We start from the raw sequence: 26,368 nt of genomic DNA, 5'->3' as shown, positions 1-26,368 counted from the left end.
CCATGACGCTGCCTGCTGCTTACCCTACTGCTTTCCCCTCACGGCTGCCCGTCGAGCTAGCAGGTATGCCGTTTGCCCTCACGTTGGTCGAGAGCAGCTCTCCCAGTGGGTTACGCCAGCAGGCGGCCAAACTACTGCAACGGCACTTGGGCTTGACGCTAGCCGAGTGTCTCTACGTGGAGGGGAGCGGGCGCTGGCTGGGGCGGGACAGTGACGACCTGCAGTTCGACTGTGCCGATTTCAGCCATCCCTATGCCCATGTCATTCGCAGCAATAAACCATTAGCGCTGAGCGTGGCAGACGCGCGCATCCGGCTCGACCATCCTGGCTTTCAGGCCCAGCTGTCGGCGTTGAGCGGCGCTTTGCAGCTCAACGTGCTGCCGCTACGTGCGCTGGACGGCGCGCGGGAGTGGCTGGGCGCACTTTTGCTAGTCGGCCAGCGAGAGACGCTCACGGCTTTGGAAAATACGCCGGAAATGGGCGCGTTCGAAGCGCTGCTTTGCCGATTGTGGTCGCGATTGACGCGGGAGCAAGGAGAGCGTCATCGCTCCCAAGCACTGCAGGCATCGTTGGCCAAACTGAACGACGGTGCTCGACGTCAAACCTTGGCCGACCGGCTCGCCGATGACCTGTTGGGTCAGTCGGCCGTGATGAGCTCCCTGCGCCAGCACATCATTCGCGCCGCAGAGACACAGCTTGCCGTTTTGCTGCAAGGGCAAACGGGCACCGGTAAAGATCGCGTGGCGCGCGCCATTCATCAATTCTCGACGCGCTCGAAGGCCCCGTTTTTGGCCATCAATTGTGCCGCCATTCCCGAAGCACTGCTGGAGTCAGAGCTGTTTGGCCATGCCAAGGGGGCTTTTTCTGGTGCTGACAAGGCTCGTGAAGGTCTGATCAGTCAAGCCGACGGCGGCACGCTGTTTCTCGATGAAATTGGCGATATGCCGTTAGCGCTACAGGCGAAGCTACTGCGCGTACTGGAGAGCGGTCGGTATCGGCCGTTGGGTGCCAGTGAAGAGCGCTGCGCCGATTTACGCTTGGTGGCAGCGACGCATCAACCGCTTAAAGAGCAGATCAAGCAGCAGCGCTTTCGAGCGGACCTTTACTACCGTTTGGGCCAGTTTCCCATCAATGTACCGCCGCTTAGCGAGCGACGGGACGATATTGCGCTACTGGCTCAGGCCTTCATTACCGCGTTTTGTCAGCGCGAAGAGCGCGACGACATCGGTATTACGCCAGCTGCCCTGCGTTTACTGAAGCGTCGAGAGTACCCAGGCAACGTGCGAGAGCTCAAAAATATCGTTGACTACGCCTGCGCCATGACGCCCGCAGGCGCTGATATCGACGTCGATGTTCTGCCTGGGGAGCATCAGGACGTGGCAACGCTTACCTCCCTAGAGGAGGTCATGCCCAATGAGTTCCCTCTCTCGGACGAAGTCGACGACCTGCGCCAAGCGCTACGTGAGGTGGAGACCTCGATCATTCGTCAGCGTTTACGGCGTTTTGGAGGAAACCGTGCACGTGCAGCGGAAAGCTTGGGGCTACCAAAGCGAACGCTGGCGCATAAGTGCCAGCAACTGGAGTTGGATGGTAAATGAACACGATGCTGCTTAAACATTGGTGGCTGTTGGCTGGCCTGCTTTTGATCAGTGTGTTGATCCCCCCTCGTCTCCATGCAGAGCCCGAGACAGATTTGCTCCGTCAAGCCCGCGACTGCGGCGAAGAGCCCTCCCGGCTGGAACGCTTGCACTGCTACGACGCGGTGTTCCAAGTCGGAGAGGGCACGTCGAACAGCGTCGACATGCCCGAACTGTGGTACGACATCGAGCAGCAAGAAGCGGCGCGTGAAGAAGAGAATGTCGGTCTCATCGTCCAAGTCTCGGGCAATGACGTGTTGATGAGCGCGCCTGCCTTGGGAACGACGCCACCTCGCCCGGTTTTGGTCATGGCCTGCGAAAAACTCATTACTCGCTTTCAACTGCACCTCCCCAGCCCTTTGACTGATGCCCGGGTAGACCTTCGACTCTCAGGGGAGGGCGGTTCCGTGCAACAGCAGTGGCGCGTGCGCGATGGCGGACAAGTGCTGAGTGGCGGCCGGGGGCTTCCCGCCATCGAAACGCTTCAGCAACTGCTGAGCGCCAATGAGCTGACCCTGCGCAGCGATGTGGGCGCTCTAGACGGTTTGCGGTTCAACGTGACGGGGCTGCGAGAATCTATTCAACCACTGCGCAATGCGTGCCGCTGGTAAAGGAGCATCGAACGATGCGCATTACGTCAGAATCTCACCTGGAGCCCATCCTGGCACCGCTTTCTGCAAACGCAGAGGGCGCGCTGGTGGGTGATCCGGTGGAGGATAGTCACGATTATCTCGCGCTCGATGAAGAGATGATGAAAGTGGGATCACTGCAGCACGCTCACGTCGAGTGGGAAACCTCGGAAAGCTTGGCCATTCGCATGTTGAGTGAACGAGGTAAAGACCTAAAAGTGTTGGGCCACCTGATTCACTGCCTACAGCACGACGGCAATGGCGTTCGGTTTGCCCTTTCGCTGCGGCTGCTGGCACGCAGCATTGCCCAACCCTGGTGGGAGCATGCGTATCCTTTTACAGGGAAACGGGGCGAAAAGCTTCGCCCGCGGCTGTTTCAGCAGTTCATGCAGCGCAGCGTCAAATTGTTGGCGGGGGTGGATTTCCAAAACGCCGATGATGAGTTCGAGGCTTGCCAAGCATCGCTGCAAGAGCTGCAGCACCAAGTGGCTGAGAAATCACTGCCGAGCGAGTCGCTGGAGGAGTTCAGTCGTCAACTGCTGGCGCTGCGCCCCGCAAAACAGCGGGTACCCACTGAGCCATCGGCACCGCCAAGTGCGGAGTCCTCTTCCACGGAACCGCGTCCGTCGGCAGGCGCAGCACCGGCGGCATCTTCTGCCCATAAAGCCCCCGAGCTGCGTCTGGAAGCGGGGAATGAGCGCGCCAACCGTCAAGCGCTGCTCAAAATGGCGGAGTTTCTCGGAGAGCAATCCATCGGTGAGCCGCTGGCGTATCGTCTGCGTCGCTATGCGGTGTGGAACACCATTCAAGCACTCCCGGCCGCAAAAGAGAACGGCAAGACCGAGCTGGCTCCCGTGTCTGCCGATAGGATCGCCGATTACCGCGAAGCGCTGGCAAAAGGCGGCGATCATGCACTTTGGCAGCGGATTGAAAATAGTTTGGCGCTCAGCCCCTATTGGCTCGAGGGCCATCGCATGAGCGCTGGCTTGGCGAAACAGCTCGGGCACCTACGCTGTGCCGAAGCGATTCGTGACGAGACGCAGCGCTTCGTCGAGCGGCTGCCGGGGATTGACGCGTTGACGTTCAACAACGGCGTGGCGTTTCTCGATGGGGAGACGGCGCGATGGGTTCAGAGTAGCCCAGTGAGTAGCGATGGCGCTGGGAGTGGAAACAATGCCTGGCAGTCGGGCTTGGAAGAAGCCCGGGAAACCATGGAAAACGGCGATGTAGGCACGGCGCTCAAAATTTTGGATCAAGGCCTTAGCCGAGCGCGATCTCCGCGCGACAGCGCCTACTGGCGGTTGGCCAGTGCGGAGCTGCTGCAAGAGGCGGGTTTGGAAAGCCTCGCTCAGCAACACTACCAAACGCTGCACCAACTCGTGACGGCCCTTGCATTAGAGCAGTGGGAACCGGGCTTGGTGTCACGCCTGAAAGCGGCGATTCAAGAGACGCACTAACAACGGACATCATCAGAAGGGACGAGGGATAAAGGCTCATGTGGTCAACTTTCATGTCGAAACTAAGTCGCTGGGTGCCGGGGTTATCGCGGGCACAGTCAGCGCACAACCAAGCCAATGCGCACGGTAACAAAGCGAAAGGCTTGCTCAGACTCTCTACGCTGCTGTGGTCGGTACTGCTGATCGCGCTCGTCGTCGCTATCTGGTGGTGGGGGCCGAGCTGGGAAGTGCGCGGCACGATGCCGTTGGCACCGCTCACCAATCGCTTGTTGGCCACGCTGGCGGTGGTGACGGTAGCCGCCATTGTGTGGGGCGTTCGCCTGGCGCGCCGCCTGCGAGAATTGGACGAGCAGCGTCAGTTAGAGGAGGCGCGTCAGCAAGACCCCATCATGAGCCAAGTCGAGCGGCAAGAAGCGTCGCTCAATCGCGTGCTGAGTGAACTTACCGAGAGTTTGGGCGGCGGTGCTAACAGTCGGTATCGCTTGCCCTGGTACCTCGTCATGGGCGTGGAAAACGCGGGTAAGACCAGCCTGATCAACCGGTCTGGACAAAACTTTGCGCTTACCCATGTGATGAAGGCCTCGGGACAGAGCAGCAAGCAGGGCCAGCTAGGCTTCGATTGGTGGATTGGCGATCAAGCGGTGTTGATCGATCCCGATGGCGAGCTATTGACCCAAGGTGCGATGGAGGAGGGCGAGCCGCAAGCGCTGCAGAGCCGCCTTTGGGACCACTTCGTGGGATGGCTCGAGCGCAACCGAGCCCAGCGACCGTTGGATGGTGTGGTGCTCGTACTGGATCTTGCTCGTTTGAGCCATGCCCAGGTCGCCGTTCGTAAAGCCTACGCGGCGCTGCTGCGCAGCCGGTTACGCGAGCTGATGGAGCGCCACGGCACGCGGCTGCCCGTTTACGTCACGTTCAGTAAGATGGATTTGCTGCACGGGTTCGATGATTTCTTCCGCCACTACTCGCGCACCGCTCGCAAAGCGCCACTCGGCTTCACCTTCACCCCTGCCTCTATGCATACGCCAGGCCAGTGGGAAGCCGAGTTCGAGGCGGATTACGACGCGATGTTGTCGCGCTTGAACCAGCTGTTACCCACGATGCTCTCCGAGTGTCGCGACCGCGAAGAGCGCGAATCGGTCTTCCGTTTTGTTCGCCAATTAGCAGGGCTACGTGACGTGCTGCAGGGCTTCTTGACCGAAGCGCTCTCCAGCGACCGCTTTTCGACCGCCGCCATGGTGCGCGGCACCTACTTTACCTCGGTGTATCAGCAGGGCGTACCGGAAGACCCCTTCGTGGATGCAGCGGCGCGCCGTTACGGCATGGACGATAGCGTGCAGCCCGCGCATCGTGCTACCCGCAGTGCGCTGTACTTTACCGAAGAGCTCTTCGAAAAGATCATTTACCCCGAAGCAGGGTTGGCCGGTGATAATGCTCGGGTGGCCCAGCGCCGCCAGCGTATGCGCACGCTCAGCCTCGTTGCCTGTTTGGTGATGGGCGTCGGTTTAGTCGGCGGCTGGGCGCATTTCTACCAGAAAAACAGGGTCTCGCTGGCGGCCGTGGAAGAGCGTGCCGAGACCTTCTTAGCGACCCAGCCAGAAGCGTTTCAAAGTGATGACCCTTCCGGGTATGAGTTATTGGAGCCCCTCGATCGGTTGCGCTACGCGCTGGAAACCTTCGAGGGCTACCAAACCCATACGCCCTACCTGGCAGACATGGGCTTGTATCAAGGGCATATCATCGGCGCGCAGGTCGAGCGAGCCTACCTAGCGATGCTCGAGCACCAGTTCTTGCCCGCTTTGATGATCGGTATCATGGATGACATGAACCGGGCCGAGCCGGGAAGCAATGCCAAGCTGGCGCTGCTGCGTGTGCTGCGCATGATGTCGGATGCCAGCGGTCGTCAGCCCGAGCGCGTCGAGCGCTATATGGCACAGCGCTGGCAGAGCTTCTTTCCCCAACAGGGCGACGTGCAGCAGCGGCTGCTCACTCACCTAGACTACGCCATGGCGCATAGTGACTTACAAGGGCGCATCGCGACAGGCAGCCCCCGCGCCGAACAGGCCATGGCGCCGCTTCAAGGGAGCATTGCGGCGGCGCAAGAGGAGTTGGCACGCCAGCCCATCGATGAGCGTGTTTATGCAGCGCTCAAGGCGGCAGGCAGCCGCCGAGGTGAACCGCTGGACCTACGCCGCAGCGTGGGTACGCTGTTCGATACGGTGTTCATGTCGCGCAATGACAATCCCGAGCACGTTCGATTACCGCACCTAGTGACGCGCAGTGGCTTCGAGAACTACTTTTTGCAAGAGCTAGACCGTGCCACCGAGCTGGCGCTGATCGACGCCTGGGTACTCGGCCAACGCGACGACATCGACTTTAGCGCCGCCGACCGTCAGCAGTTGCAAGCGGCTCTACGAGAGCACTACGTAGCGGATTATCACGTCAGTTGGCGTGATGCCCTGCGCGACACGCAGCTGGTGCCGCTGCCCGATATTCGTCAAGCCATCGTCGTGGCCGATGCGCTCGTCGGCGCGCAGCGTCCGCTGGACCGGCTGTTGGATGCAGTGGCCCGCAATACCAGCCTGTACCCTGAGCTTCCCGTGGACGATGAACAGGCGCGAGAAGCACTGAGACAGTCCCAGCGCTACCAGCTGGCGCTGGCCATCGAGCAGCCTTTCACGCCGATCAATCAGCTCAGTCAGGCGCGTAACGACAATCCCTCGTCGCTGGAGGAGATCAAATCAGCCGTCACCGCACTGCGTGATTACCTGATGGATATAGAGGAGGCGAACGACTCAGGACGGGCAGCCTTCATCACCGTTCGTGACCGCCTCTCGCTGCGTGGTAACGACCCTATCTACAACTTACAACGGATAGCCGACAACACGCCCGAGCCGGTTGGCCGCATGCTGCATAACTTGGCCGACCAAAGCTGGGAACTGATGATGGTGAGCGCAACCCGCCATCTTGAGAGCCAGTGGCTGGACGAAGTGGTGGCTCCCTATCAAGAGCGATTGGCAGGCCGCTACCCGCTGTCGCCCAGTGCAAATCGGGAAGTCGCGCTCAGTGATTTCGAAGCGTTCTTTGCGCCTAACGGCACCCTAGACGCGTTCTACCAGGACAGCCTCAAGCCCTTCATCGAAGGCGCGCCGGAGTACTTGGTCGATGCAGAAGGAAACTCCCTGCTGCGCGACAGCCTCTACACTGCTGTTCAACAGGCCGAGCAGATTCGTCGCGCCTACTTTAGCCGCGACGGCGCGCTTGACGTGGAGTTTGCCCTAGAACCTGTCAGCTTAAGTCCCGACAAGCGGCGCAGCGTGATCAGTGTCGATGGTCAGCTCATTGAATACGCGCATAGTGCCAGCCAGCGGGTATCGATGATTTGGCCCAATGCACTGCGTAGCGGCACGGAAAGCCGCATCACCATGGTACCCAGTGAAGTGAACCGTTCGCCGCGCAGCATTAGCCAGGAGGGTGCCTGGGCCTGGTTCCGCTTGCTTGAACAAGCGGATATCACCAGCGTCAGCGAGCGTGAGCTGGAACTGCGGTTCAACGTCGATGGCGGCAGCATGCGCTATCGCCTGTTCGCCGATAGCGCCCCCAATCCGTTTACTCGCCCGTTGGCTTCTGGTTTCCAGCTGCCCTCGGCGCTCTATGCAGAGCGGAGGGATGATGCTGACCAAACTTAAGCAGCTGTTCAGCGCGCAACCTTCCCCCAAACGGCCAGCACGACATGGGGGTAAACGCTCGCGCCCTCTGGAAGAAGCGCGACCAGAGGACATCGATCGCTTTATCGAGGCCGTTTACCAAGCCGATGCCAAAGGACACTCGCCGTGGCTGCTACGCGATGACAGCGCATTGGAGACCTTGCGGCGGGCCTTGGAGTTCACCGTTCACCAAGGCCTTTGGCTTCAGCGCGAAGAGGGGCAAGTGGCCCGCTGGCAAGGGCGCTTGCTGGCCCTTCGCCATGGCGAGGGGCCGCCACTGGGTATGGTATTGGCTTGCCGCCCGGATGACGAAGCCGCCTGGCAGCTCCGTTTTTTCTACATTAGCAAAGAGTGGAAAGGAAGCGGCCATGGAACGCGCTTACTCAGGGCCGTCAGGCGGAGCTTGAGCGGCGTGCCGCTGCAGATACGCCTGCCGCTGACCTGCTACTCGGCCGTGGATAGCCTCGAAGCCGCAGGCTTCACGCGTCAATACGTCGATGCGTTCGAGGTGGCCACCTACGAAGCACCCGCCAAATGGGATGAATGATCGTCGGATAGCGTGACACAGGAAAAGGAGAACCAACGATGGGTCAAAAGTTCGTACTCGTGGGTGACATGGGCACCGATCATGACGGGTTCCCGCCCACCCCCGTCACCGCCGGGAGCGGCACGGTCATCATGGATGGCAAACCGGTCGCCCGCGTCGGCGACCCGCTGGAACCCCATGACAAGCCCAACCATCCACCCCACCCGCGCACGATTGCCCAGGGCTCAGGCTCCATACTGATCGACGGCAAACCCGCCGCGCTGACAGGCCACGCGGTGGATTGCGGCGGCGTTGTTATTGGCTCTGGCACAGGAGAAGGTGGGGATATAGTAGGTGGTTTTGTTAGCCATCCAAATGTCAGTGTGGTTAATACTTTCCCTGCTGAAGAGTTGGATGCAAGTGAGCATAATGCTTCAGGTGGAGTGGAATCCGTTACTTTGAGTCATGCGGGCGCAGCTTGGCTAAAAAGTGTTGAACAACTTCGCTTGACTCCTTACGACGATCAAAATGGAGCGAATATTGATCAGTGGGTTCCTGGAGCAACAATAGGTTATGGACATCTGATTTCACGGCAAGAATGGTCGATTTATCAGTCTGGCGTTACCGAAAGTCAAGCTGAACAATTATTTCAAGATGACTTAAAACCCTTCATTGAAATTGTAAAAAGTTCCATTGATGTCCCGCTTGAAACTCATGAATTCGATGCGGCTGTGATGCTTGCCTACAATATTGGTGTAGGTGGTTTTAGCTCATCGTCAGTAGTCAAACTGATTAATGATCCCCAGTCTGACACTCCTTATCATTCTCTTGAGGATGCTTGGAAAGCGTGGAATAAAACACAAGGACAGATTAGTCAAGGACTGATTAATCGACGAAATGCCGAGTGGGAAATGTTTTCAAGAGGAGTATATGAAAGATGGTGAATTTTTATAAGGCTGTTTTAACTGCCAGCTTTTTTTTTGCGTCAGTTTTTCTTCATGTGGCTGCTTCAGAGGAAATATCTGATCAGGATTTTTACGGTACTTACTGTGTAACAGATGTAGAAAGGTATCGTGGTGGTTTGACAACCCGTGAGCAGGCATTGAGCAGGCAGCATGAGATCGTGCTGATTAGTGAGGATGAGTTTTCGCTCTGGGGCGAGGAAGTGTATGAAAGACCTCTCTATAGAATTGCTAAGCATCCTATTATGACCGAAGAGGGTGAGGTTCCCAATTATCAGCAAAGGTTTGGGAGTTTTTACGGTCATGGCGTGGAACGAGAGACGGTTGTAACGTTTCGAGCTTATAACGCTTCAGCCCCAAATGAAGGGTATGTATTCGAAGTGGTGGATCATCAATTATGGTTATTTCTAGATGGTTGGTTTTATAAGCTCGAGAAAAAAGATCTAAGTGGAGCAAGTAATTGCGATAGCGTAGCCAATCAAGGGTGAAAACATGTCTCTAAAATTTACACTTACGCTACCCGGCGTTGTCGACGTGGCCGTGATCGACTTCACCCATCGTGAAGCCCTCTCCCAGCCCTTCGAACTGACGCTGAACCTGGCCAGCCGTGACGGCAGCCTGGATGCCGCCAACCTGCTGGACCGCGAAGCGAGCCTCACCATCTGGCAAGATGGCGAGCCGCTGCGCCGGGTACACGGCATCATCAGCGAATTTGGCCGCGGCGACCGCGGCCACCGCCGCACGTTTTACTCACTGGTGCTACGCCCCGTCCTATGGCGGCTCTCGCTGCGCCACAACTCGCGCATCTTCCAAAAGGTCGACCCGCTGACCATCATCAATACCCTGTGCGACGAGCGGGGCATTACCGATGTGAGCTTTGCCGTGACTCGCGAGTTAGCCGAGCGCGAGTACTGCGTGCAGTACCGGGAAACCGACCTCGCCTTTATCGAGCGCCTCGCCGCGGAAGAAGGCTTGTTCTTCTTTCATGAATTTGAAGAGAGAGACGGGGGCGCCCACCGCTTGATCTTCGCCGATGACCCCAAGGTATTGACCAACGTCGGTGAGCGCTCTTACCACAGCCGTGCAGGTGGCACCGCGCCTGCGCGCCATGTGCGCAAGCTCAGCCAGACTGCTCGGGTAGCCGCCGCCACGGCGACGTTGAAGGACTACAGCTTTAAAAACCCCGCCTACGCCCAGCTACACGAGCACTTGGGCCGCGAGGTAGAACGCCACGGCCAGCGGGACGACTACGAACACTACGACTACCCCGGCCGCTACAAGCAGGACGCCTCCGGCAAGCCCTTCAGCCGTATCCGCCTGGAACAGCTCCGCCGGGAAGCCATCACGGCCAGCGCTGACAGCGACTTGCCCGAACTCGCCCCCGGCGTCCGCTTTACCCTCACCGACCACGACACCGACAGCCTCAACCGCGACTGGCAGGCCATTGACGTCCATCACGTCGGCGAGCAGCCACAGGCGCTGGAAGAGGATGGCATGACCCACAGTGACGCCAGTGGCATGACCCGTTACCACAATCAGGTCACGCTGATCCCCGGCGACACCCCGTGGCGGGCCACGCCCAATCCCAAGCCCCGGGTCGATGGCCCGCAAGTCGCCTTCGTGGTGGGCCCGGAGGGCGAAGAGATTCACTGCGACGAACACGGCCGGGTCAAGGTGCAGTTCCCCTGGGACCGCTACGCGGAACCAGACGACACCGCCAGCTGCTGGGTCCGCGTCGCCCAAGGCTGGGCGGGCGGCGGCTACGGCAGCATCGCTATTCCGCGGATAGGTCACGAAGTCATCGTCTCCTTCCTGGAAGGCGACCCGGACCAGCCGTTGGTCACTGGGCGTACCTATCACGCAGTGAACACCGCCCCGTATCCGCTGCCGGAACACAAAACCCGTACCGTCATCCGCACCCAAAGCCACAAGGCAGAAGGCTTCAACGAACTGCGCTTCGAAGACGAAGCGAGCGAAGAGCAGATCTGGCTACACGCCCAGAAAGACCTGGAGCTGCTCACCCTCAACGACCGCACCGAAGAGATCCGCCACGACAGCCACCTTAAGGTGCACAACGACCGCATCAGCGAGATCGACAATGACGACCACCACACGGTGCACGGCCATCGCTACGGCAAGGTAGACGGCGATGACCACCTCACCGTAGACGGCACCCGCCATGAAAAGATCGGCCAGGCGCAGTTGTTAGAAGCCGGGCAGGAGGTTCACCACAAAGCGGGCATGAAGGTGGTGATCGAAGCCGGTGCGGAAATCACCCTAAAGGCAGGCGGCAGTTTCCTCAAGATCGACCCCAGCGGCGTTACCCTGGTGGGCCCCCAGGTCAAGATCAATTCCGGCGGCAGCCCGGGTTCGGGGAGTGGACAAGCGGCGCAGGGGCCGAGGCTGCCCGAGGAGGCAGAGGCAGAAAGCCATCAGCCGGTTGCGCCCATTAACCGCCCGGCCCAGCTTAAAACGCTGCTCAAGGCACCGGCCCGCTGCGAGATTTGCGAAGATTCGAGCCAGGGAAATCGCTAGATGGAACGCCCCCAGAGAGTGACGCATGCATTGGTAGACGGCGTACGCTTCCCCAATGCGCTTCAGCGCTTATATCGCCGTGATGACCTTCGAGATATCGAACCACTCTACCTGATGACCCGCTGGTCATCGCTGGCCGAGCAGGGGCCTATTCTGGTGCATCTTAAGGGGGATGGCCTGTTAGGTGACGTGTGCGACAACGACGATGCCGAGCTATATCGGGCGCTGTCGTTCTTGAGTAGTCACGCCAGTATGAGGGAGTTGAGCCACCACCTGGCCCAGTTCGTGACGTTCAGTGTGGAAGGGCACGAGCAGTTGCTTCGCTTTGCGGACCCCCTGGTCACCCGTCACTGGCTGAGCAGTTATGGCGATACCTTGCCAGCTGAGCTGATGGGGCCCCTCGACACTTGGTGGGTGGCGGACTGGGCGCCTCTCTGGGCCGCGCCTCGTACCGTGAGCTGGCAGACGTTCTGTGCTGGCCAGGCCTCCCTGGAAACTGGGTGGCAGCGCTCTTTTCCTCCCATGGGAAGCGCGCAGCTCGCCGCGCTGGATGCCGTCGATCGATGGCTGCTCAAAGAGCGATTGGCGGATCATTTCAACCAGCACGCGCTGGCGTCGTGGTGTCAGTTGCCGTCGGCGGAGCGCGGGCAATGGCTCGATGATCGCCTGGACGATGCCATTGCGTGGGGGGCTCATACAGAACGGCAGTTGGCGATTTGGCTGAGCTTGAGCCTGGAGTGGGGTGAGCACTTCATGACCGAGCCGTATGGGCTCTATGCCCGCTGGTGGGCGCAACTGCCCGAGCCGAAGCCGCGCTCAAGGCAAGAGCAACTGTATGCATTGGATGCCTGGTGCCGAAGTCCGGAAGCCACGCCACATGGCCGAGCCCCGGCATCACTCTTGAACGACGAGGACACTCATGGATAACACGGATGCTCAGGCACGCAATGCCGCCTTCGATGAAACGCCGATTGGCGGCGGTGTGTGTCCTTTACTGCTGGATGTCACCCTGTTTCCCGTGCGCTATGCCATCGATGAAGCGCCTGAACAGGCGGGGGCTCCCCACCCTCACCCCTTGTCTGAACAGTGGCAAGGCCCTGGTTACCCGGCTATCCACACCCGTGGCTACACGCTGAGGCAGCTGCGTGACGGGTGGCTGTACGTATGGGTCGAGGAAGATGGCGAGCAGCGGATCGACGAGTATGTCGTGGAAGGGGCCACGTTCAATGGTGAGCCGCACCTGACCTATTCGACGTGCAACGCCATCGCCCTGGCCTACTCCCCGGTGCAGTGGACCGAGCGTATTCGCGAGCACATGCTGGAAAACGCCGAGGCGCGCCAACGAACCATGCGCTCCGTGAACCTGATGTCGGCGATCAGTGACACCGCCGATGGCACTTCTCTCTCGGCCCACGTGGGCCCCTTGACCCAGTTGGCAGAGCACGTGGCGGATATCACGCCCAATGGTGCGGTGGGTGGTTTTACCAGCACCACCGTCTCGACCATTGAGAGAGCCGAGACGGCGGATGCCAGTGATGGTGATGGTGATGAGGAGAGTGTTGTCTACCCGCTCTTGGCCGTAAAACCCGAGATCACCCAGGACAGCGTGCTGGCCGCCGTGGACAACCATGACGAAGCCTTGTTCGTCGCCCTGGATGACGATTTGGGTATCGTTGATGACCTAACGATGGCCTTGGTGGGGCGGCAGCTTGAGTTAGAAGCCTTTCTGGAAGAGCACGGCCATCAACTTGAAATCGCTCAAGTCGTCAAAGCGCTATGTCTGATCGATATTGACGATCTGATCAGTGACGACGTTCGCCAGGATCCTGAGCGTTATCGAGACATCATGCTCAAGACCGGTGAATTGCTCGATGCCATGAAAAATGTCACCAATGGGTCAGATCATACCCTGCTTCGTAGAGAGCAGCGCATCACGCAACTGCGTGAGGAGTTGATCGCGCTGGGCATGCCGACGCCACCAGGCCGCCATAGCCCGCTCTATGAAGAGTGGCATGGAAAAGAACTGCCACGTTTGGATGTCAGGCTGGAGGAGGCCATTGCGTTTCTGGCCGAAAAAGCGCCACAGATCGAACGCTTGCAAACCCATATCGACAACAGCCTGGCCGATTTTACGGTGTGGCTCGAACGGCTTCCCCTCTCAGCCCAATCGCTGTGTTTCGATACCGTCGATGCCGAGCAAAACCGAGCGATGCACGAATGGGGGTGCATGGCCGTCGAAGTGCTAGGTGCCACGCAGGCCGGCCGTGCATGGCTGGATGATACGTTTCACAACCGTGATTCATTGATCAGCGTGGCGATGAGCAACTTCGACCCGGCCCTTGCCGAAGCCCTCGACACCATTGCGCGTCACTTCATTGCGCAAGGCACCGAGGATGGTCAGCCCGCCGATAGTGGTGTTACGGCGACAGGGGTGTTCAGCCAAGCCAATGCCGCGCTGGGCGTGCTCTCGCTGGAAGCAGTACAACGCCACCCGGCCTATCAAGCGCTTGCCCCGCATGTCCAGGAGGCGTTCGATACCCTTCGCAGCGAGGTCAGCAGCGCCTCCAGAAAGCTTTGGGAAACCATCGGTTACCAGTTTCTGCCCTCATTGAGCGCCAAGGGGCAAATGTCCATGGAGAAAGCCGCCAGAGCCTTGGTGCACTCCATGATGGTGGTCATGGTCCACCCGGACGTAGCTGCTACTGACATTACGATCGATCTCGATTACGAAGCCAGGCATCGCGAATGGCGGGAGCAGGCATGGCGACTCACTGGCGAAATTCGCACGGAAGAGTTACGCAGCCGCCGCGAAGGCCAGAGTGCCCAACAGCGCACCGCCAGTAGTCAACGACTGGAGGCATTAGAGCAACAACGTTACGAACACGCCTTCAACGAACCCAAACGTGTCACGGTTAACGAGGGAGCTGGAGGTGGGTCTGTCGATCAAAGCGCTGCAGGCAACCAGACCCGAGCCAGCAACCTCACCAGTGCGGGCTATTACGAACTGCGTGAACAACACCGTGTGAAATTGACCAGTGGGGCCAGTGCCGCACGTCGCCACATGGCAAACCGCGTAGAGCAGTTAGGCGGTGGTATGGCGCTATTGATCGCTGGGTTGAACCTCTACAACTTCATCGATGCCGCTCACACCGCCCAAAAGGAAGGTGTGGATGAGGAAGGCATGCGCCAACTGGCCGCGACCACGGGGGCCGCGACGGTGGCCGTCATGAGTTTGTGGGTCATGCCGTTTTGGAACCGTGCAGCGAAAAGATCTTTTCGGTTTAACGGCAACATGATACGTCTAACGGATGTTTCTATCGGTGAGTGGCAAAGCAATGGCAGGCAGGCGGCCTCACGTATCGCCGCGAGGTTGGCCACTCGTATGGCAGGTTTGTCGGCTATTGGGGCAATTACTGCTGGTTTGGACACTTATCAAAGCTACCGTGATTTAGGGAAGGCAACAAGTGGTCAAGAGCATCTGGCGCTTCTCACAAAAATGCTCGCTGGAGGAGCTATGGCTACTACAGCCGTTATCCAGCTTGGTGGTGCTATCTTAGGTCGCTGGTTTGCCTTTTCCTGGATATTAGGGCCTAAAGTTGCGATAGCCCTGTTTGCTGCGGGTGTCATTCATCTAATCTCATCACACTTTGCCGCACGCTATAACCGTGAAGGGGTGCGCGGATGGCTATATACCAGTACGTGGGGCGACGGAGAGTTGGCATGGGAAGCCGGTGATGAGGGACATCAGCGAGAGTGGCAGGCTCTTATGGAAATTCTGCTTCAGCCCACTGTGAAGCTCACCAGTGTCACTGATCTGGAGTTTGACACATCCAACATGAGCTATTACGGGACGGGCAAAATGAGCCGTACGTATCAGGGCTGCTGGGTACAAATCGCCTTTCCCGCTGTGCTGGCGGGTGAAACCGTCAAGCTATCCGAAAATGCTCGAGGCGGGTTCTGGGCACCTGCCAGCAGTTATGAACAAAGCCCCACTCAACAAAGTGAACGGGGGGCCGTGCTACCCGCCGACGCTGGCTATGACACTGGCGATGTACGCGTATGGCAAGCTTGGATTCCCGCCAGTGAACAGGCTGAGCGGGAGCCGTTTGTACTGACAGTGAATTATGCAGAGACGCTGCTTGCATCATCAGAAAGCAGCTTGGGCTTTACCTTTTACAAGCCGAATGCCGCCCGAGGCAAAAAAGAGATCGAGCCCAATAGCGAAGAAGGCCAAGGTATCAGCCTGCCCGCCCGCTTTGACATCACGGTACCCATGAGTTTAGAAGAGTAAGGATATTGATATGTGGTTTGTACAACCCAAACAGGACTATGTCTCTCAGATACCATGGAAGCATGCGGATGAGCCTGACGTCATGAGTTGGCGAATTCGTGCGCGTAATTACAATATATTTGTTGCCAATATTTTGTTTTCTGTTTTGTTTTTTGTTTGTTTGGGGTCGGCGTATTTAATGTCCTTTGGAGGCTGGAGTTTATTGTCTAAGTTTTTAATAGGGGGGGGGATGTTTTTATTGTTTTTACTGATCACTATGAGCATGACCCACCAGACCTCTATCCTCGTTTACCGGTTTACAGAGAAAAATGCTGAAGTGTGCTCCTGGAAACCACAAATGGATGCAGTAAAACCATTTTTAAAATGGTCCGCTATTATTTTGATGCCGATCGTTCTGGTGCTGATTCTCATGGACCCCTCGCTACTTATTACTAGCCTAGGGCCGCTGGCAATGGGCTTCGCGGCCTGGATGATGGGATCATCAAAAGGCTACCAGGAAATGGCCCGAGGAAGTCGACATGAAGAGATTGACTGGACAAAAACGGAGCATATCAAGGTCTGGCGAAAACGAAGCATGATTGCGTTGACGTATCAGTGGAAGCCTTTCAAGCGTAATTCTAGCTATCGACCGAGAACGCATCTTCTCTACTGCCTTCCCGAAGAACTGGATGACCGCATTCAGTTCTTCAAGGAGCACCTGCCTGATGCTAAATATGAAGAAGGAAACATTGACATACCATAAAACTCGGCTTTTCGCGAGCCGGAGGTATTACATTTTGAAGCGAAGGGGCTGATATAAAAAGATAGTAATAAGGCCCCGTTCAAGCGCGTGATGACCCTGCTGTCAATCCTGCATCAGTTCTCGGTTAATCTCATGAGAGCATTGCGGAGGGAGAAAATATCACGAGCGTATCAGGGCTGCTGGGTACAAATCGCCTTTCCCGCTGTGCAGGCGGGTGAAACCGTCAAGCTATCTGAAAATGCCCGAGGCGGGTTCTGGACACCTGCCAGCAGTTATGAACAAAGCCCCACTCGACAAAGTGAACGGGGGGCCGTGCAACTGGGTGGTGAAGGTGGATCCCAAGCAAGCGAGGCATATATCTATATTGACCCCCGTGGTGGAGTCGGTAGTGGTAAGCGCTACATGCCTTCCTCTTTTGCGCGGCGCGGTAATCCTGGTCGTTGGCAGCTCATTGAAGCTTGAGTTTTTTATATTACTGTAAACAGGATATCCATTATGAGTCAGAAGGCACCAGACTTGCCTCAGCCCGATACGGCCCAGCCTCATAAGGCGGGGGATGCTCATGCCATCCCTGGTGGCCGTATTACCTACTTGGCCCCAAGCCCTCTACCGACGACGCATGAGGCGCTGGATTTGAACGGCACCATTAGCAACTTGAATGACGTCTGGCTGGATGTGGGTGGCGGGTATATGGATGCTTTTGGCTGGCAATTACTGACTGGTGGGACGTTCACTTTATTGCTTTTATTAGCTCTCTTTATTCCTAGTTTGGCTTGGATAATGATGCCTGGTACATCTTTCGGTTTTATGTGGGATGTCTACAAGTTTGGTTTTTGGGCAGGACTTGCAGGGGGGCTGTTTTTTTGGCCATGTATTGGGGCCACTGGACAGGGCTTAGACTTCTGCGGGATACCCCCCCGTTCGCTTTCACCGCCAACGCCGCGAAGTCTGTTTTGTGCTGGAGGGCGGGCAAGGAACGGTGATCGTTCCCTGGGAATCACTGATGGCGTGGGTGGTAGAGGCCCGTGGTGCGACCCAATACGGCGTCCAGCAGCAGTTCGGTATGGGGTTTGGCTACGCGCATCCAGAGACCGGCTTGTGGCTCAAACAGGAATTCATGACCATGGCAAAACCCCTGGCCATCAGCCACTGGGAAGCCATCCGTGCCTACATGGAGTACGAGGTCCATTCACTTGCCGAAGTGCAAGATCCTCAGGTAATGAGAAGTAAAGACGACCCACCCTGGGAAGGCGTGCACACGCTGCGCAACGCGCACGTCGCCATATCAATCAGCGCCGAGCCAACGGGGAGATCGGTTGGCTGTACTGGAGCTTTTGGTACGCCATCGACATCATCCAGCTCTGGAACCTGCCGGGTTACTTAACGGAATGGGATAATAAGCGTCTGAGCAAAACGCGGCCTAATTTACTGCCTGCGGATATGGTGGCGTGGTCGCAACCCTTGCCGGAAGAGCAGTGGGCTAAACCAAGTGAGGAACTGACCAAGCTCTCCGAGGAAGTGCGCCGCATACGTGCACACGACCCGGCGCTGCCGCTTGAAGTGGTGTTTTCGGTAGCCTACAAAAGGCAGGGGCTGGAAGCCTGATAAGTATTGGCTAAACGAACACGGCACTAACCTATTAGTAGAGAGACGAATATCGCCGCAGACGGTGCATGCGACCTACCTCTACTTATACCCAGGGAAGGCAGCCTGCCTTCCCTAGCCTCTACGCTGCGCCACCATTCGTCGCCAGCGATCGGGCCTTCGGCTTCAGAGCGTTGAAATAGGTACCTGGCCCAGCATGCCGCTGACCCCCTGGGCACCCTGAACAAGGATGAAGCATGTTTAAAACGACTCCTAACAAAGCGTTGCCGCCCATGCGCGCGGGCGAACGGGAAAGCCGTGCCGGGGGGGGAGCAGTACTGCCTCAGCCCCTTGCCGCTGCCGGTCAATAGTGAGTACGCCGTGGATGTGGCCCATATCGATGTGCGCCATGATGAAGCCACCATGGATATTCGTCAGGGCGCCGACCCAGATACCATGATGACGGCGGGGCATATGCTGAGCGTAGGCGTCGTAGCTATGATGGCTTTCTTCCTGATTGTATGGATAGGCATCGGTGGTTTCCCTCCTGATCCGCAGTTAGCCGTCGCATGGGGGGGAGGGCTCTATTTCGTTGTTCTTTTGACGTTTTTCGCGGGTGTCGTTGCGGTGAATTTAGTACTAAAACGCATGCCGCCTATTCGTTTGAACCGCCAGCGTCGTGAAGTGGCGTTTGTGGTTGAACCCCCAGGGCGTTTTTGGTTGCCTGCTCCTCATAATCTCTGGATGGTTTCTATCGTGGGGATCGCCTCAGCCATTCCGGGGGGCATGGGCATCATTGAAATAGGCGAGTGGCTGCGCGGTGCCCGAGAAAATTTTCCCATGGGCTTAACGCTACTTCATATAGGGTCCATGGCTTTTCTCTTCGTTTATCCCTCTATCTACGATCTCATCTGCCGACTCTGCAAGCGCGAGCGCCGTACGGTACTGGTGCCTTGGGAGGACGTAGTGGCGGTGTGTGGGTTCAACCCCAGCTTGGGGCCGGGGGCCATCACCGGTTTTGGCTGGAACTTCGCGCTGCTACCGCCGGACCCCGAGCGCCCTGGCTACACCCTGCCTGGAGCAGGCATCATCGTTGGCGTGGGCGGTTTGCCGGGGGCCCTGGCCCAGTGGGAGTACATCCGCCGCTTTATGGAAGAGGGCATCGATGCCACCACTTCCGCCGCCCGAGAGTGGGGCGTGGAGTGGTACGACGCCTACGTGGCCCGCGAAAAAGCAGAATGCGAGCGCACCAACGACGTGGCCCGCTGGCGGCGCTTTCGACGTAAGCGCTTGTGGGAGCATGCCCGCTTTGCCCACTGGTACACCGAGTACCGCATGAAGCATATTTTGCCCAAGGCCGTGCCCAGCGACTGGTTGGCGGAGTGGTCGAAGCCCCTACCTAAGTCCCAGTGGGCCAAGCCCTCCCAAGCCGTGAACGACCTGAGCGAACACTTGTGTGCTGCCTATCAGCGCGGCGAGAAGTTTGTGGAGATGGGCGATATCGAAAAGCGGTTTGGTGTAGCGGCCCCAGCTACCGCACAAGCCCCCTATCCTTCATTTCCATTTAGGACGAAGGCGGAGCAGGCATAATTATTACCCCATGGTTAACGACAAGGATGACGTAATGAATAACGCGACGAAACAGGAGCACTGGCCTATGGATACACTGGCCATCGTGACCTGCGGCCAGTGTGGCTATTCATGGGCTGCCAAGGGCAAGCAGGTCACCACGCTTAAGGAGGGGGACTCGTTAACTTGCCCACAATGCCACCATGAAGCTTCACTCGATCGGGACCAACTGGCCGATTTGACCGCTCATCTCACTCATGTCGATAAGGTGACAGGGAAAGGCAGCACGTGGGTCACTATCGCTGCTTTAGCCGCTTTTTTGGTGGGTATTGGCAGTTTCTTGGGCCTAGTGCCTATCGGAGTTGTCGTGATAGTCATGATCCCAGCGGTGTGGGCGATGGTGTCCTCTTCCTCCGAAGCGAAAAAGATCAGACCCGTCCGGTTGGCGTTAATGTCGTCTGAGCGGTATGAGTGAGTAGTAGTGAATATCCGTGTGCCAGCGAAATCGTCCTTTTGCATTTGACGTTGTGAATCCGTTAAGACCTGCTGTCTGACTTTATATTCTTTTTTAGAATATGTACCTTTGAATAAAGAATTTCCGACCTTTACAGCTCAACGTTAGGCTTATAACTATTGTCAAAATTAGCCAAGCGCCTCGCTATTGCAGGCGCTTTTGGCGTTACTTATAGGTGAATTATGGCAACGACCTCAACGTCGGCACCGATCGATTATCGCGTGCCTCTTTTAGCGACGGCGGCCATTGTGCTGAGTTCGCTGGTCATTGGCGTGGTGTTCAGCGCTAACATCGGCTTGCTGATGATCGTGGGCGGGCTGCTGGGCATGGTGCTTTACCATGCGGCGTTTGGCTTTACGGCCGCGTGGCGGGTCTTCATTACCGAACGCCGTGGTCGTGGGCTGCGGGCGCAAATGGTCATGCTGGCGATTGCGGTGGTGCTGTTCTTCCCCGCGCTCGGCGCGGGCAGCCTGTTTGGTACCGAGGTGAGTGGCTTCGTTGCCCCCATTGGTCTGTCAGTGCTGGTCGGTGCCTTTCTGTTCGGGGTAGGTATGCAGCTAGGCGGCGGCTGTGCCTCTGGCACGCTCTTCACCGCAGGCGGTGGTAACGCGCGCATGCTGATTACCCTGGTGTTCTTCATTGTCGGCTCGGTGATTGGCACCGCTCACTTTGCGTGGTGGCAAAGCCTGCCTGCTTTCCAACCGGTATCGCTGGTCAATGTCGCCGGTGTAGGGGGAGGCATCGGCATCAGCTTGGTGCTGTTTGCCGCGATTGCTGCGTTCACAGTGATGATGGAAAAGCGCCACCATGGCCATTTGGAGCAGGCCCCGGTAGTGGATAAACCGGGTAGTAAGCGTTGGTTGTCGGGCCCTTGGCCGCTGGTAGCCGGCGCGGTGGCGCTGGCACTGCTGAATTTTGCCACGCTGGCATTGGCGGGGCGTCCGTGGGGGATCACCTCCGCGTTTGCGCTATGGGGCGCCAAGAGCTTTGAACTGGTAGGTGGCGATGTGAGCCAGTGGGGCTATTGGCAATCGCCTGGCAATGCCGCCGCGCTGGAAGCCAGCGTATGGAGCGATATCACCACGGTGATGAACGTCGGCATTATGCTTGGCGCCTTGGCCGCCGCGAGCTTGGCAGGGCGTTTTGCACCCAACTTCCGAATTCCACTGAAATCGGTACTGGCAGCAGTGATCGGTGGAATCATGCTGGGTTACGGCGCCCGCTTGGCCTTTGGCTGTAACATCGGAGCTTACTTTAGCGGTATTGCCTCTGGCAGCCTCCACGGCTGGGTATGGATGGTGGCGGCGTTCGCCGGGAACATGGCGGGTGTTAAGCTGCGCCCGTTCTTCTTTGATGGGGAAGCGGGACGTCGACCCGTCGCCAAAAGCTGTTAGAAGGCTCACGTTAGTGGCGTCTAGAAAACGTCTCGGCAATGCCGAGGCGTTTTTTTTATGCCCTTTATTTATGTCTCTTCCACCTTTGTCGTACTAGCATGTTACATTACGCTCAAACGCCGCCAACGCCCAGCGTTGCTGCATTGCAACAGCAATTGACATAAAAAGAGAGTGCCTATGTCTACGACGAGTAAACGCCCCTTATACATTCCTTACGCCGGTCCTTCTTTACTTGAAATGCCGCTATTGAACAAAGGCAGCGCGTTTACTCAAGAGGAGCGGTTGGCGTTTAACTTGATAGGGCTACTACCCCAAAAAGTCGAAACCATCGACGACCAACTGGAGCGTGTGTACCGTCAGTACCAGCAGTGCCATAGCGATCTCGAACGCCATATCCATCTACGCGCCATTCAAGACGATAACGAAACGCTCTATTTCCGGCTGGTGTCAGAGCACCTGGAGGAAATGCTGCCGATTATCTATACGCCGACGGTGGGGCAGGCGTGTCAGGAGTTTTCCAATATTTATCGCAACCACCGGGGGCTATTCATTAGCTACCCCGATCGCGAGCATATGGATGACATTCTGCGCAGTGCTACCAAAGATAACGTCAAAGTGATCGTCGTCACCGATGGCGAGCGTATTTTGGGCCTGGGGGACCAGGGCATCGGCGGCATGGGTATTCCGATTGGGAAGCTCGCGCTCTACACCGCCTGTGGCGGGATTAGTCCGGCCTATACGCTGCCCATCATGATCGATGTAGGAACGAACAATAAGGCGCTGCTGGATGACCCGATGTACATGGGCTGGCGTCATGAGCGGGTGAGTCAGGAAGAGTACGATGCCTTCATGGCGGAGTTCATTTGTGCCGTGAAGCGTCGCTGGCCGAACGTGCTACTGCAGTTTGAGGACTTCGCTCAGGCTAACGCCGTACCGCTGCTAGAGCGCTATCGTAACGAACTGTGCTGCTTTAACGATGATGTGCAGGGGACGGCGTCTGTGGTGGTCGGTACGCTCATGGCGGCTTGCCAAGCCCGTGAAGAGACGATTGCCCAGCAGCGTGTGGTATTCGTGGGCGGTGGCTCTGCGGGCTGCGGTATTGCCGAGCAGGTGGTCGTGGCCATGGAAGCCGAAGGTCTGACCGAATCCGAAGCACGGGCACGTATATTCATCGTCGACCGTGAAGGGCTCATGACCACGGATCAGTCGTGGCAGCGGGATTTTCAGCGTCGCTTAGCTCACGACCCTGCCCTGGTCGCCGAGTGGAATGGCCAAGGGCTTGAAGAGACCATTGCCAACATCAAGCCAACGATTCTGATTGGTGTCTGCGGTCAGCGCGGTATCTTCACCGAGCAAGTCGTTCGGACCATGCACGCAGGCTGCGAGCATCCGGTCATCATGCCGCTCTCCAACCCTACCTCGCAGGCTGAAGCGGTACCAGAAGACGTGATTCGTTGGACCGATGGCCAAGCGTTGGTCGCGACCGGTAGCCCGTTTGCCCCCGTAGTGTATAACGGCCGCACCTATCCGATTGCCCAGTGCAACAATGCTTATATCTTCCCCGGCATTGGCTTGGGTGTGATTGCCGCGAATGCCAACCGGGTCACCGATGAGATGCTGATGAGTGCCTCAAGGGCGCTGGCGCGTGAAGCACCGCTGGTGAAAGAGGGTAAAGGCGCGCTGCTGCCGCCGCTGTCGCGCATCCGTGACATTAGCAAATCGATAGCCTTCGAGGTGGCGGCACAGGCGCAGCAAAACGGCGTCGCGTTGAAAACCAGCGGTACCGCGCTGCGCGAGCGTATCGAGTCTGCGTGCTGGTCGCCGGAGTATCGTTTCTATCGCCGCCGCGCCTTCTAATCTCGGCACCCGATCAAAAAAAAGCCCCCACCGAGGTGGGGGCGATGCAAGCATTGGTAGGTCGTACCTTTAGGCTGCGCCGATCATCTTGCGCAGCACGTAGTGAAGGATACCACCGTGACGGTAGTACGCCAGCTCATTGACGGTATCAATTCGGCACTTGGCATCAACGGTACGTTCGCCGTCACTATTTTTAATCACGACCTGAACGTTACCGCCGGGGCTCAAATCGCTCAACCCCGCAATCGAGATCTCTTCATCCCCCGTTAATCCCAGGCTCTCACGACTTTCGCCTTCCGGGAATTGCAGCGGTACCACGCCCATGCCGATCAGGTTAGAGCGGTGGATGCGTTCGAAGGACTCGGCGATCACAGCACGCACGCCCAGCAGTCGGGTGCCTTTGGCTGCCCAGTCACGCGAGGAGCCGGTGCCATACTCTTTACCGGCAATGACCACTAACGGCGTGCCTTCCTCTTTGTATTTCATGGCGGCATCGTAGATGGCCATCTGTTCACCACTCGGCACATGGCGCGTTTCGCCGCCTACCACGCCGTCGAGCATTTCGTTTTTGATCCGCACGTTGGCGAAGGTGCCGCGCATCATGACTTCATGGTTGCCCCGGCGCGAGCCGTAGGAGTTGAAGTCAACCGGCTTCACGCCGTGCTCTTGTAGGTAGCGGCCGGCGGGGCTGTCGGGCTTGATGGAGCCCGCTGGAGAGATGTGGTCGGTAGTGACGGAGTCGCCAAGCATCGCCAGGACACGCGCATTTTTCACGTCCTCGATGGTGTCTGGCTCCCGCTGCATGCCTTCAAAGAAGGGCGGGTGCTGAATATAGGTCGATTCCGGCCACTCGTAGACCTTACCCTCCGGCACTTTGATGGCTTTCCACGTCTCATCGCCTTCGAAGACGGCACCGTACTCCTTGCGGAACATCTCGGTGTTCACCTTCTCGACGGCGCTGGCGATATCGGCCTGCGAAGGCCAGATGTCTTTCAGATACACCGGGTTGCCGTCGCTGTCCTGGCCGAGCGGGTCGGTGGTCAAGTTGCACTGCACGTTGCCCGCTAGTGCATAGGCAACGACCAGGGGCGGCGATGCCAGCCAGTTGGTTTTGACCAGGGGATGAACGCGGCCTTCGAAGTTGCGGTTGCCCGACAGCACCGATGCCACGGTGAGGTCGCCATTGTTGATGGCTTTTTCGATCTCTTCTGGCAGGGGGCCTGAGTTGCCGATACAGGTGGTACAGCCGTAGCCCACGAGGTTGAAGCCCAGCGCATCCAGGTCATCGTCGAGGCTGGCCGCGGCGAGATAGTCGGTGACGACTTTGGAGCCGGGCGCGAGCGATGTTTTCACCCAAGGTTTGGTGGTCAAGCCCTTCTCACGGGCGTTACGCGCCAACAAGCCTGCTGCCATCATCACGCTGGGGTTCGAGGTGTTCGTGCACGACGTAATCGCCGCAATGACCACGGCACCGGGGTCCAGGCTGAAGTCCTGCTCGCCCATCGTGACGGTCTGGCTATCACTGTGTTTGAAGTCGTGTTCGTAGCTGCGGTCGATGCCCACGGCGGTCTGGCCGCCTTCAGAGGCTAGCTTGCCCTTTTCGGTGCTGGGCAGCGCCTTGCCGTCTTCTTCCATGACCTTGCCAAACGCACTGACCATATCTTTGAGTGCAACACGGTCCTGCGGGCGTTTGGGGCCCGCTAGGCTGGCCTCTACCTCGTTCATGTCCAGGCTGAGCGTGTCCGTGAAAATCGGCTCATCGCCCGGCTCACGCCACAGGCCCTGGGCCTTGCTGTAAGCCTCGACCAGGGCAATCTGGCTATCTTCACGGCCGGTTAGGCGTAGGTAGTTGAGCGTTTCGTCATCCACCGGGAAGAAGCCACAGGTGGCGCCATACTCAGGGGCCATATTGGCAATGGTGGCGCGGTCCGCTAGCGGCAGGTCTTTTAAGCCGTCGCCATAAAATTCGACGAACTTACCGACCACGCCTTTTTTGCGCAGCATTTCAGTCACGGTGAGAACGAGGTCCGTGGCAGTAATACCTTCCCGCAGTTTGCCGGTCAGTTTGAAGCCAATCACTTCCGGAATGAGCATGGAGACCGGTTGGCCCAGCATGGCGGCCTCCGCTTCGATGCCGCCCACCCCCCAGCCCAGCACACCCAGGCCGTTGATCATGGTGGTGTGAGAGTCGGTTCCTACGAGCGTGTCGGGGTAGGCAACGGTCTTGCCATCTTCCTCTTTGGTCCACACCGTGCGGCCTAGGTACTCCAGGTTCACTTGGTGGCAAATCCCGGTGCCGGGTGGCACGACGCTGAAGTTGTCGAAGGCTTTCTGGCCCCAACGTAGGAATTCGTAGCGCTCGCCGTTTCGCTGCATCTCGATATCGACGTTTTCTTGAAACGCCGTCGGATGACCGAACTTATCGACCATCACCGAGTGGTCGATCACCAAGTCCACTGGAGAGAGTGGGTTGATGCGGGCAGGGTCTTCGCCCAGCTTTTCCACCGCCGCGCGCATGGAGGCGAGGTCGACCACGCCAGGCACACCGGTAAAGTCTTGCATCAATACCCGCGCCGGCCGGTAGCCAATTTCACGGCTGGATTTGCCCTCTTTTTGCCAGTCCACCAGCGCCTGCATATCGTCCCGCTCGACGCTCTCATCGTCTGCAAAACGCAGCTGATTTTCGAGCAGGATTTTGAGCGTCTTGGGCAGTCGGTCGATATTGCCTAGCGTCTCAGCCGCCGTGGGCAGGCTGTAGTAGTGATACTCTTGGCTTCCTGCCGTCAAGGTATGAAGCGTGTTGGGTATCTTGCTCATTCCATTCTCCTCTGATTGCTTGGCGTTGCGCGACGGTCACTGTTTATCTGGGTATGGCGATGTTGGCTATGGCGGTCTCATCGTGGGGTTTAACGACGACTGACGTAATATCAGTATGGCTGATTAATCAGACATGGGTGTTTCACG

Annotated in this window: 17 protein-coding genes; 16 read left to right on the top strand and 1 reads right to left on the bottom strand. The window is 57.9% G+C overall.

The window, feature by feature from the left end:
* The first annotated feature begins 2 nt into the window (after positions 1-2).
* The 16 genes from GYM47_RS14990 to GYM47_RS14910 all read left to right on the top strand — a co-directional run bounded on the left by GYM47_RS14990 (position 3) and on the right by GYM47_RS14910 (position 23,404).
* Positions 3-1,598, top strand: coding sequence for a sigma-54 interaction domain-containing protein (locus tag GYM47_RS14990; RefSeq protein ID WP_153843104.1), 1,596 nt, complete (start codon positions 3-5; stop codon positions 1,596-1,598).
* Positions 1,595-2,248 carry a type VI secretion system-associated protein VasI gene (vasI, locus tag GYM47_RS14985; RefSeq protein WP_153843105.1) on the top strand — a complete coding sequence of 218 codons (654 nt, stop codon included), beginning with the start codon at positions 1,595-1,597 and terminating at the stop codon, positions 2,246-2,248. The genes GYM47_RS14990 and vasI overlap by 4 nt, the downstream gene beginning before the upstream one ends.
* Before the next feature lie 14 nt (positions 2,249-2,262).
* Positions 2,263-3,723 (top strand): type VI secretion system protein TssA, encoded by a 1,461-nt coding sequence (gene tssA, locus GYM47_RS14980; protein ID WP_153843106.1) that lies wholly within the window; start codon positions 2,263-2,265, stop codon positions 3,721-3,723.
* Positions 3,724-3,776: 53 nt separating this feature from the next.
* A complete protein-coding gene (gene tssM / locus GYM47_RS14975; RefSeq protein ID WP_231125591.1) occupies positions 3,777-7,412 on the top strand; it encodes a type VI secretion system membrane subunit TssM in 3,636 nt (1,211 codons plus the stop codon).
* Complete coding sequence (locus GYM47_RS14970) at positions 7,396-7,977, top strand: GNAT family N-acetyltransferase (RefSeq protein WP_153843108.1); 582 nt, start codon at positions 7,396-7,398, stop codon at positions 7,975-7,977. Before tssM ends, GYM47_RS14970 begins: the two co-directional genes overlap by 17 nt.
* A 38-nt stretch (positions 7,978-8,015) precedes the next feature.
* On the top strand, positions 8,016-8,900 hold the full coding sequence (locus tag GYM47_RS18305; protein WP_196781560.1) for a type VI secretion system PAAR protein: 885 nt from the start codon (positions 8,016-8,018) through the stop codon (positions 8,898-8,900).
* The gene (locus GYM47_RS14955) at positions 8,894-9,406 is read left to right on the top strand and encodes a hypothetical protein (RefSeq protein ID WP_153843109.1); all 513 of its coding nucleotides are present in this window, start codon (positions 8,894-8,896) and stop codon (positions 9,404-9,406) included. Before GYM47_RS18305 ends, GYM47_RS14955 begins: the two co-directional genes overlap by 7 nt.
* Before the next feature lie 4 nt (positions 9,407-9,410).
* Entirely contained in the window at positions 9,411-11,453 is a 2,043-nt protein-coding gene (locus GYM47_RS14950) for a type VI secretion system Vgr family protein (RefSeq protein WP_168444472.1), read from the top strand.
* Positions 11,454-12,380 carry a DUF4123 domain-containing protein gene (locus GYM47_RS14945; RefSeq protein WP_153843110.1) on the top strand — a complete coding sequence of 309 codons (927 nt, stop codon included), beginning with the start codon at positions 11,454-11,456 and terminating at the stop codon, positions 12,378-12,380.
* Positions 12,373-15,744 (top strand): T6SS effector BTH_I2691 family protein, encoded by a 3,372-nt coding sequence (locus GYM47_RS14940; RefSeq protein ID WP_153843111.1) that lies wholly within the window; start codon positions 12,373-12,375, stop codon positions 15,742-15,744. Before GYM47_RS14945 ends, GYM47_RS14940 begins: the two co-directional genes overlap by 8 nt.
* A 10-nt stretch (positions 15,745-15,754) precedes the next feature.
* The gene (locus GYM47_RS14935; protein WP_153843112.1) at positions 15,755-16,486 is read left to right on the top strand and encodes a hypothetical protein; all 732 of its coding nucleotides are present in this window, start codon (positions 15,755-15,757) and stop codon (positions 16,484-16,486) included.
* 1,003 nt (positions 16,487-17,489) lie between these two features.
* Positions 17,490-17,870 (top strand): hypothetical protein, encoded by a 381-nt coding sequence (locus GYM47_RS18420; protein WP_231125592.1) that lies wholly within the window; start codon positions 17,490-17,492, stop codon positions 17,868-17,870.
* A gap of 518 nt (positions 17,871-18,388) precedes the next feature.
* Positions 18,389-19,660 (top strand): hypothetical protein, encoded by a 1,272-nt coding sequence (locus GYM47_RS14925; protein WP_231125593.1) that lies wholly within the window; start codon positions 18,389-18,391, stop codon positions 19,658-19,660.
* A gap of 34 nt (positions 19,661-19,694) precedes the next feature.
* Positions 19,695-20,114 (top strand): G protein-coupled receptor family protein, encoded by a 420-nt coding sequence (locus tag GYM47_RS14920; protein ID WP_153843113.1) that lies wholly within the window; start codon positions 19,695-19,697, stop codon positions 20,112-20,114.
* Positions 20,115-20,335: 221 nt separating this feature from the next.
* On the top strand, positions 20,336-21,547 hold the full coding sequence (locus GYM47_RS14915; RefSeq protein ID WP_153843114.1) for a YeeE/YedE family protein: 1,212 nt from the start codon (positions 20,336-20,338) through the stop codon (positions 21,545-21,547).
* Between the two features lie 177 nt (positions 21,548-21,724).
* On the top strand, positions 21,725-23,404 hold the full coding sequence (locus GYM47_RS14910; protein ID WP_139525694.1) for an NAD-dependent malic enzyme: 1,680 nt from the start codon (positions 21,725-21,727) through the stop codon (positions 23,402-23,404).
* A gap of 69 nt (positions 23,405-23,473) precedes the next feature.
* Here GYM47_RS14910 and acnA read toward each other — a convergent pair whose 3' ends face one another.
* The gene (gene acnA, locus GYM47_RS14905; protein WP_139525693.1) at positions 23,474-26,221 is read right to left on the bottom strand and encodes an aconitate hydratase AcnA; all 2,748 of its coding nucleotides are present in this window, start codon (positions 26,219-26,221) and stop codon (positions 23,474-23,476) included.
* Positions 26,222-26,368: the final 147 nt, after the last annotated feature.

This window comes from Vreelandella piezotolerans, assembly GCF_012427705.1.
Taxonomy (GTDB): Bacteria; Pseudomonadota; Gammaproteobacteria; order Pseudomonadales; family Halomonadaceae; genus Vreelandella; species Vreelandella piezotolerans.
Note: the sequence above shows the minus strand (reverse complement) of the source record. Positions and strands in the feature narration are given on the sequence as shown.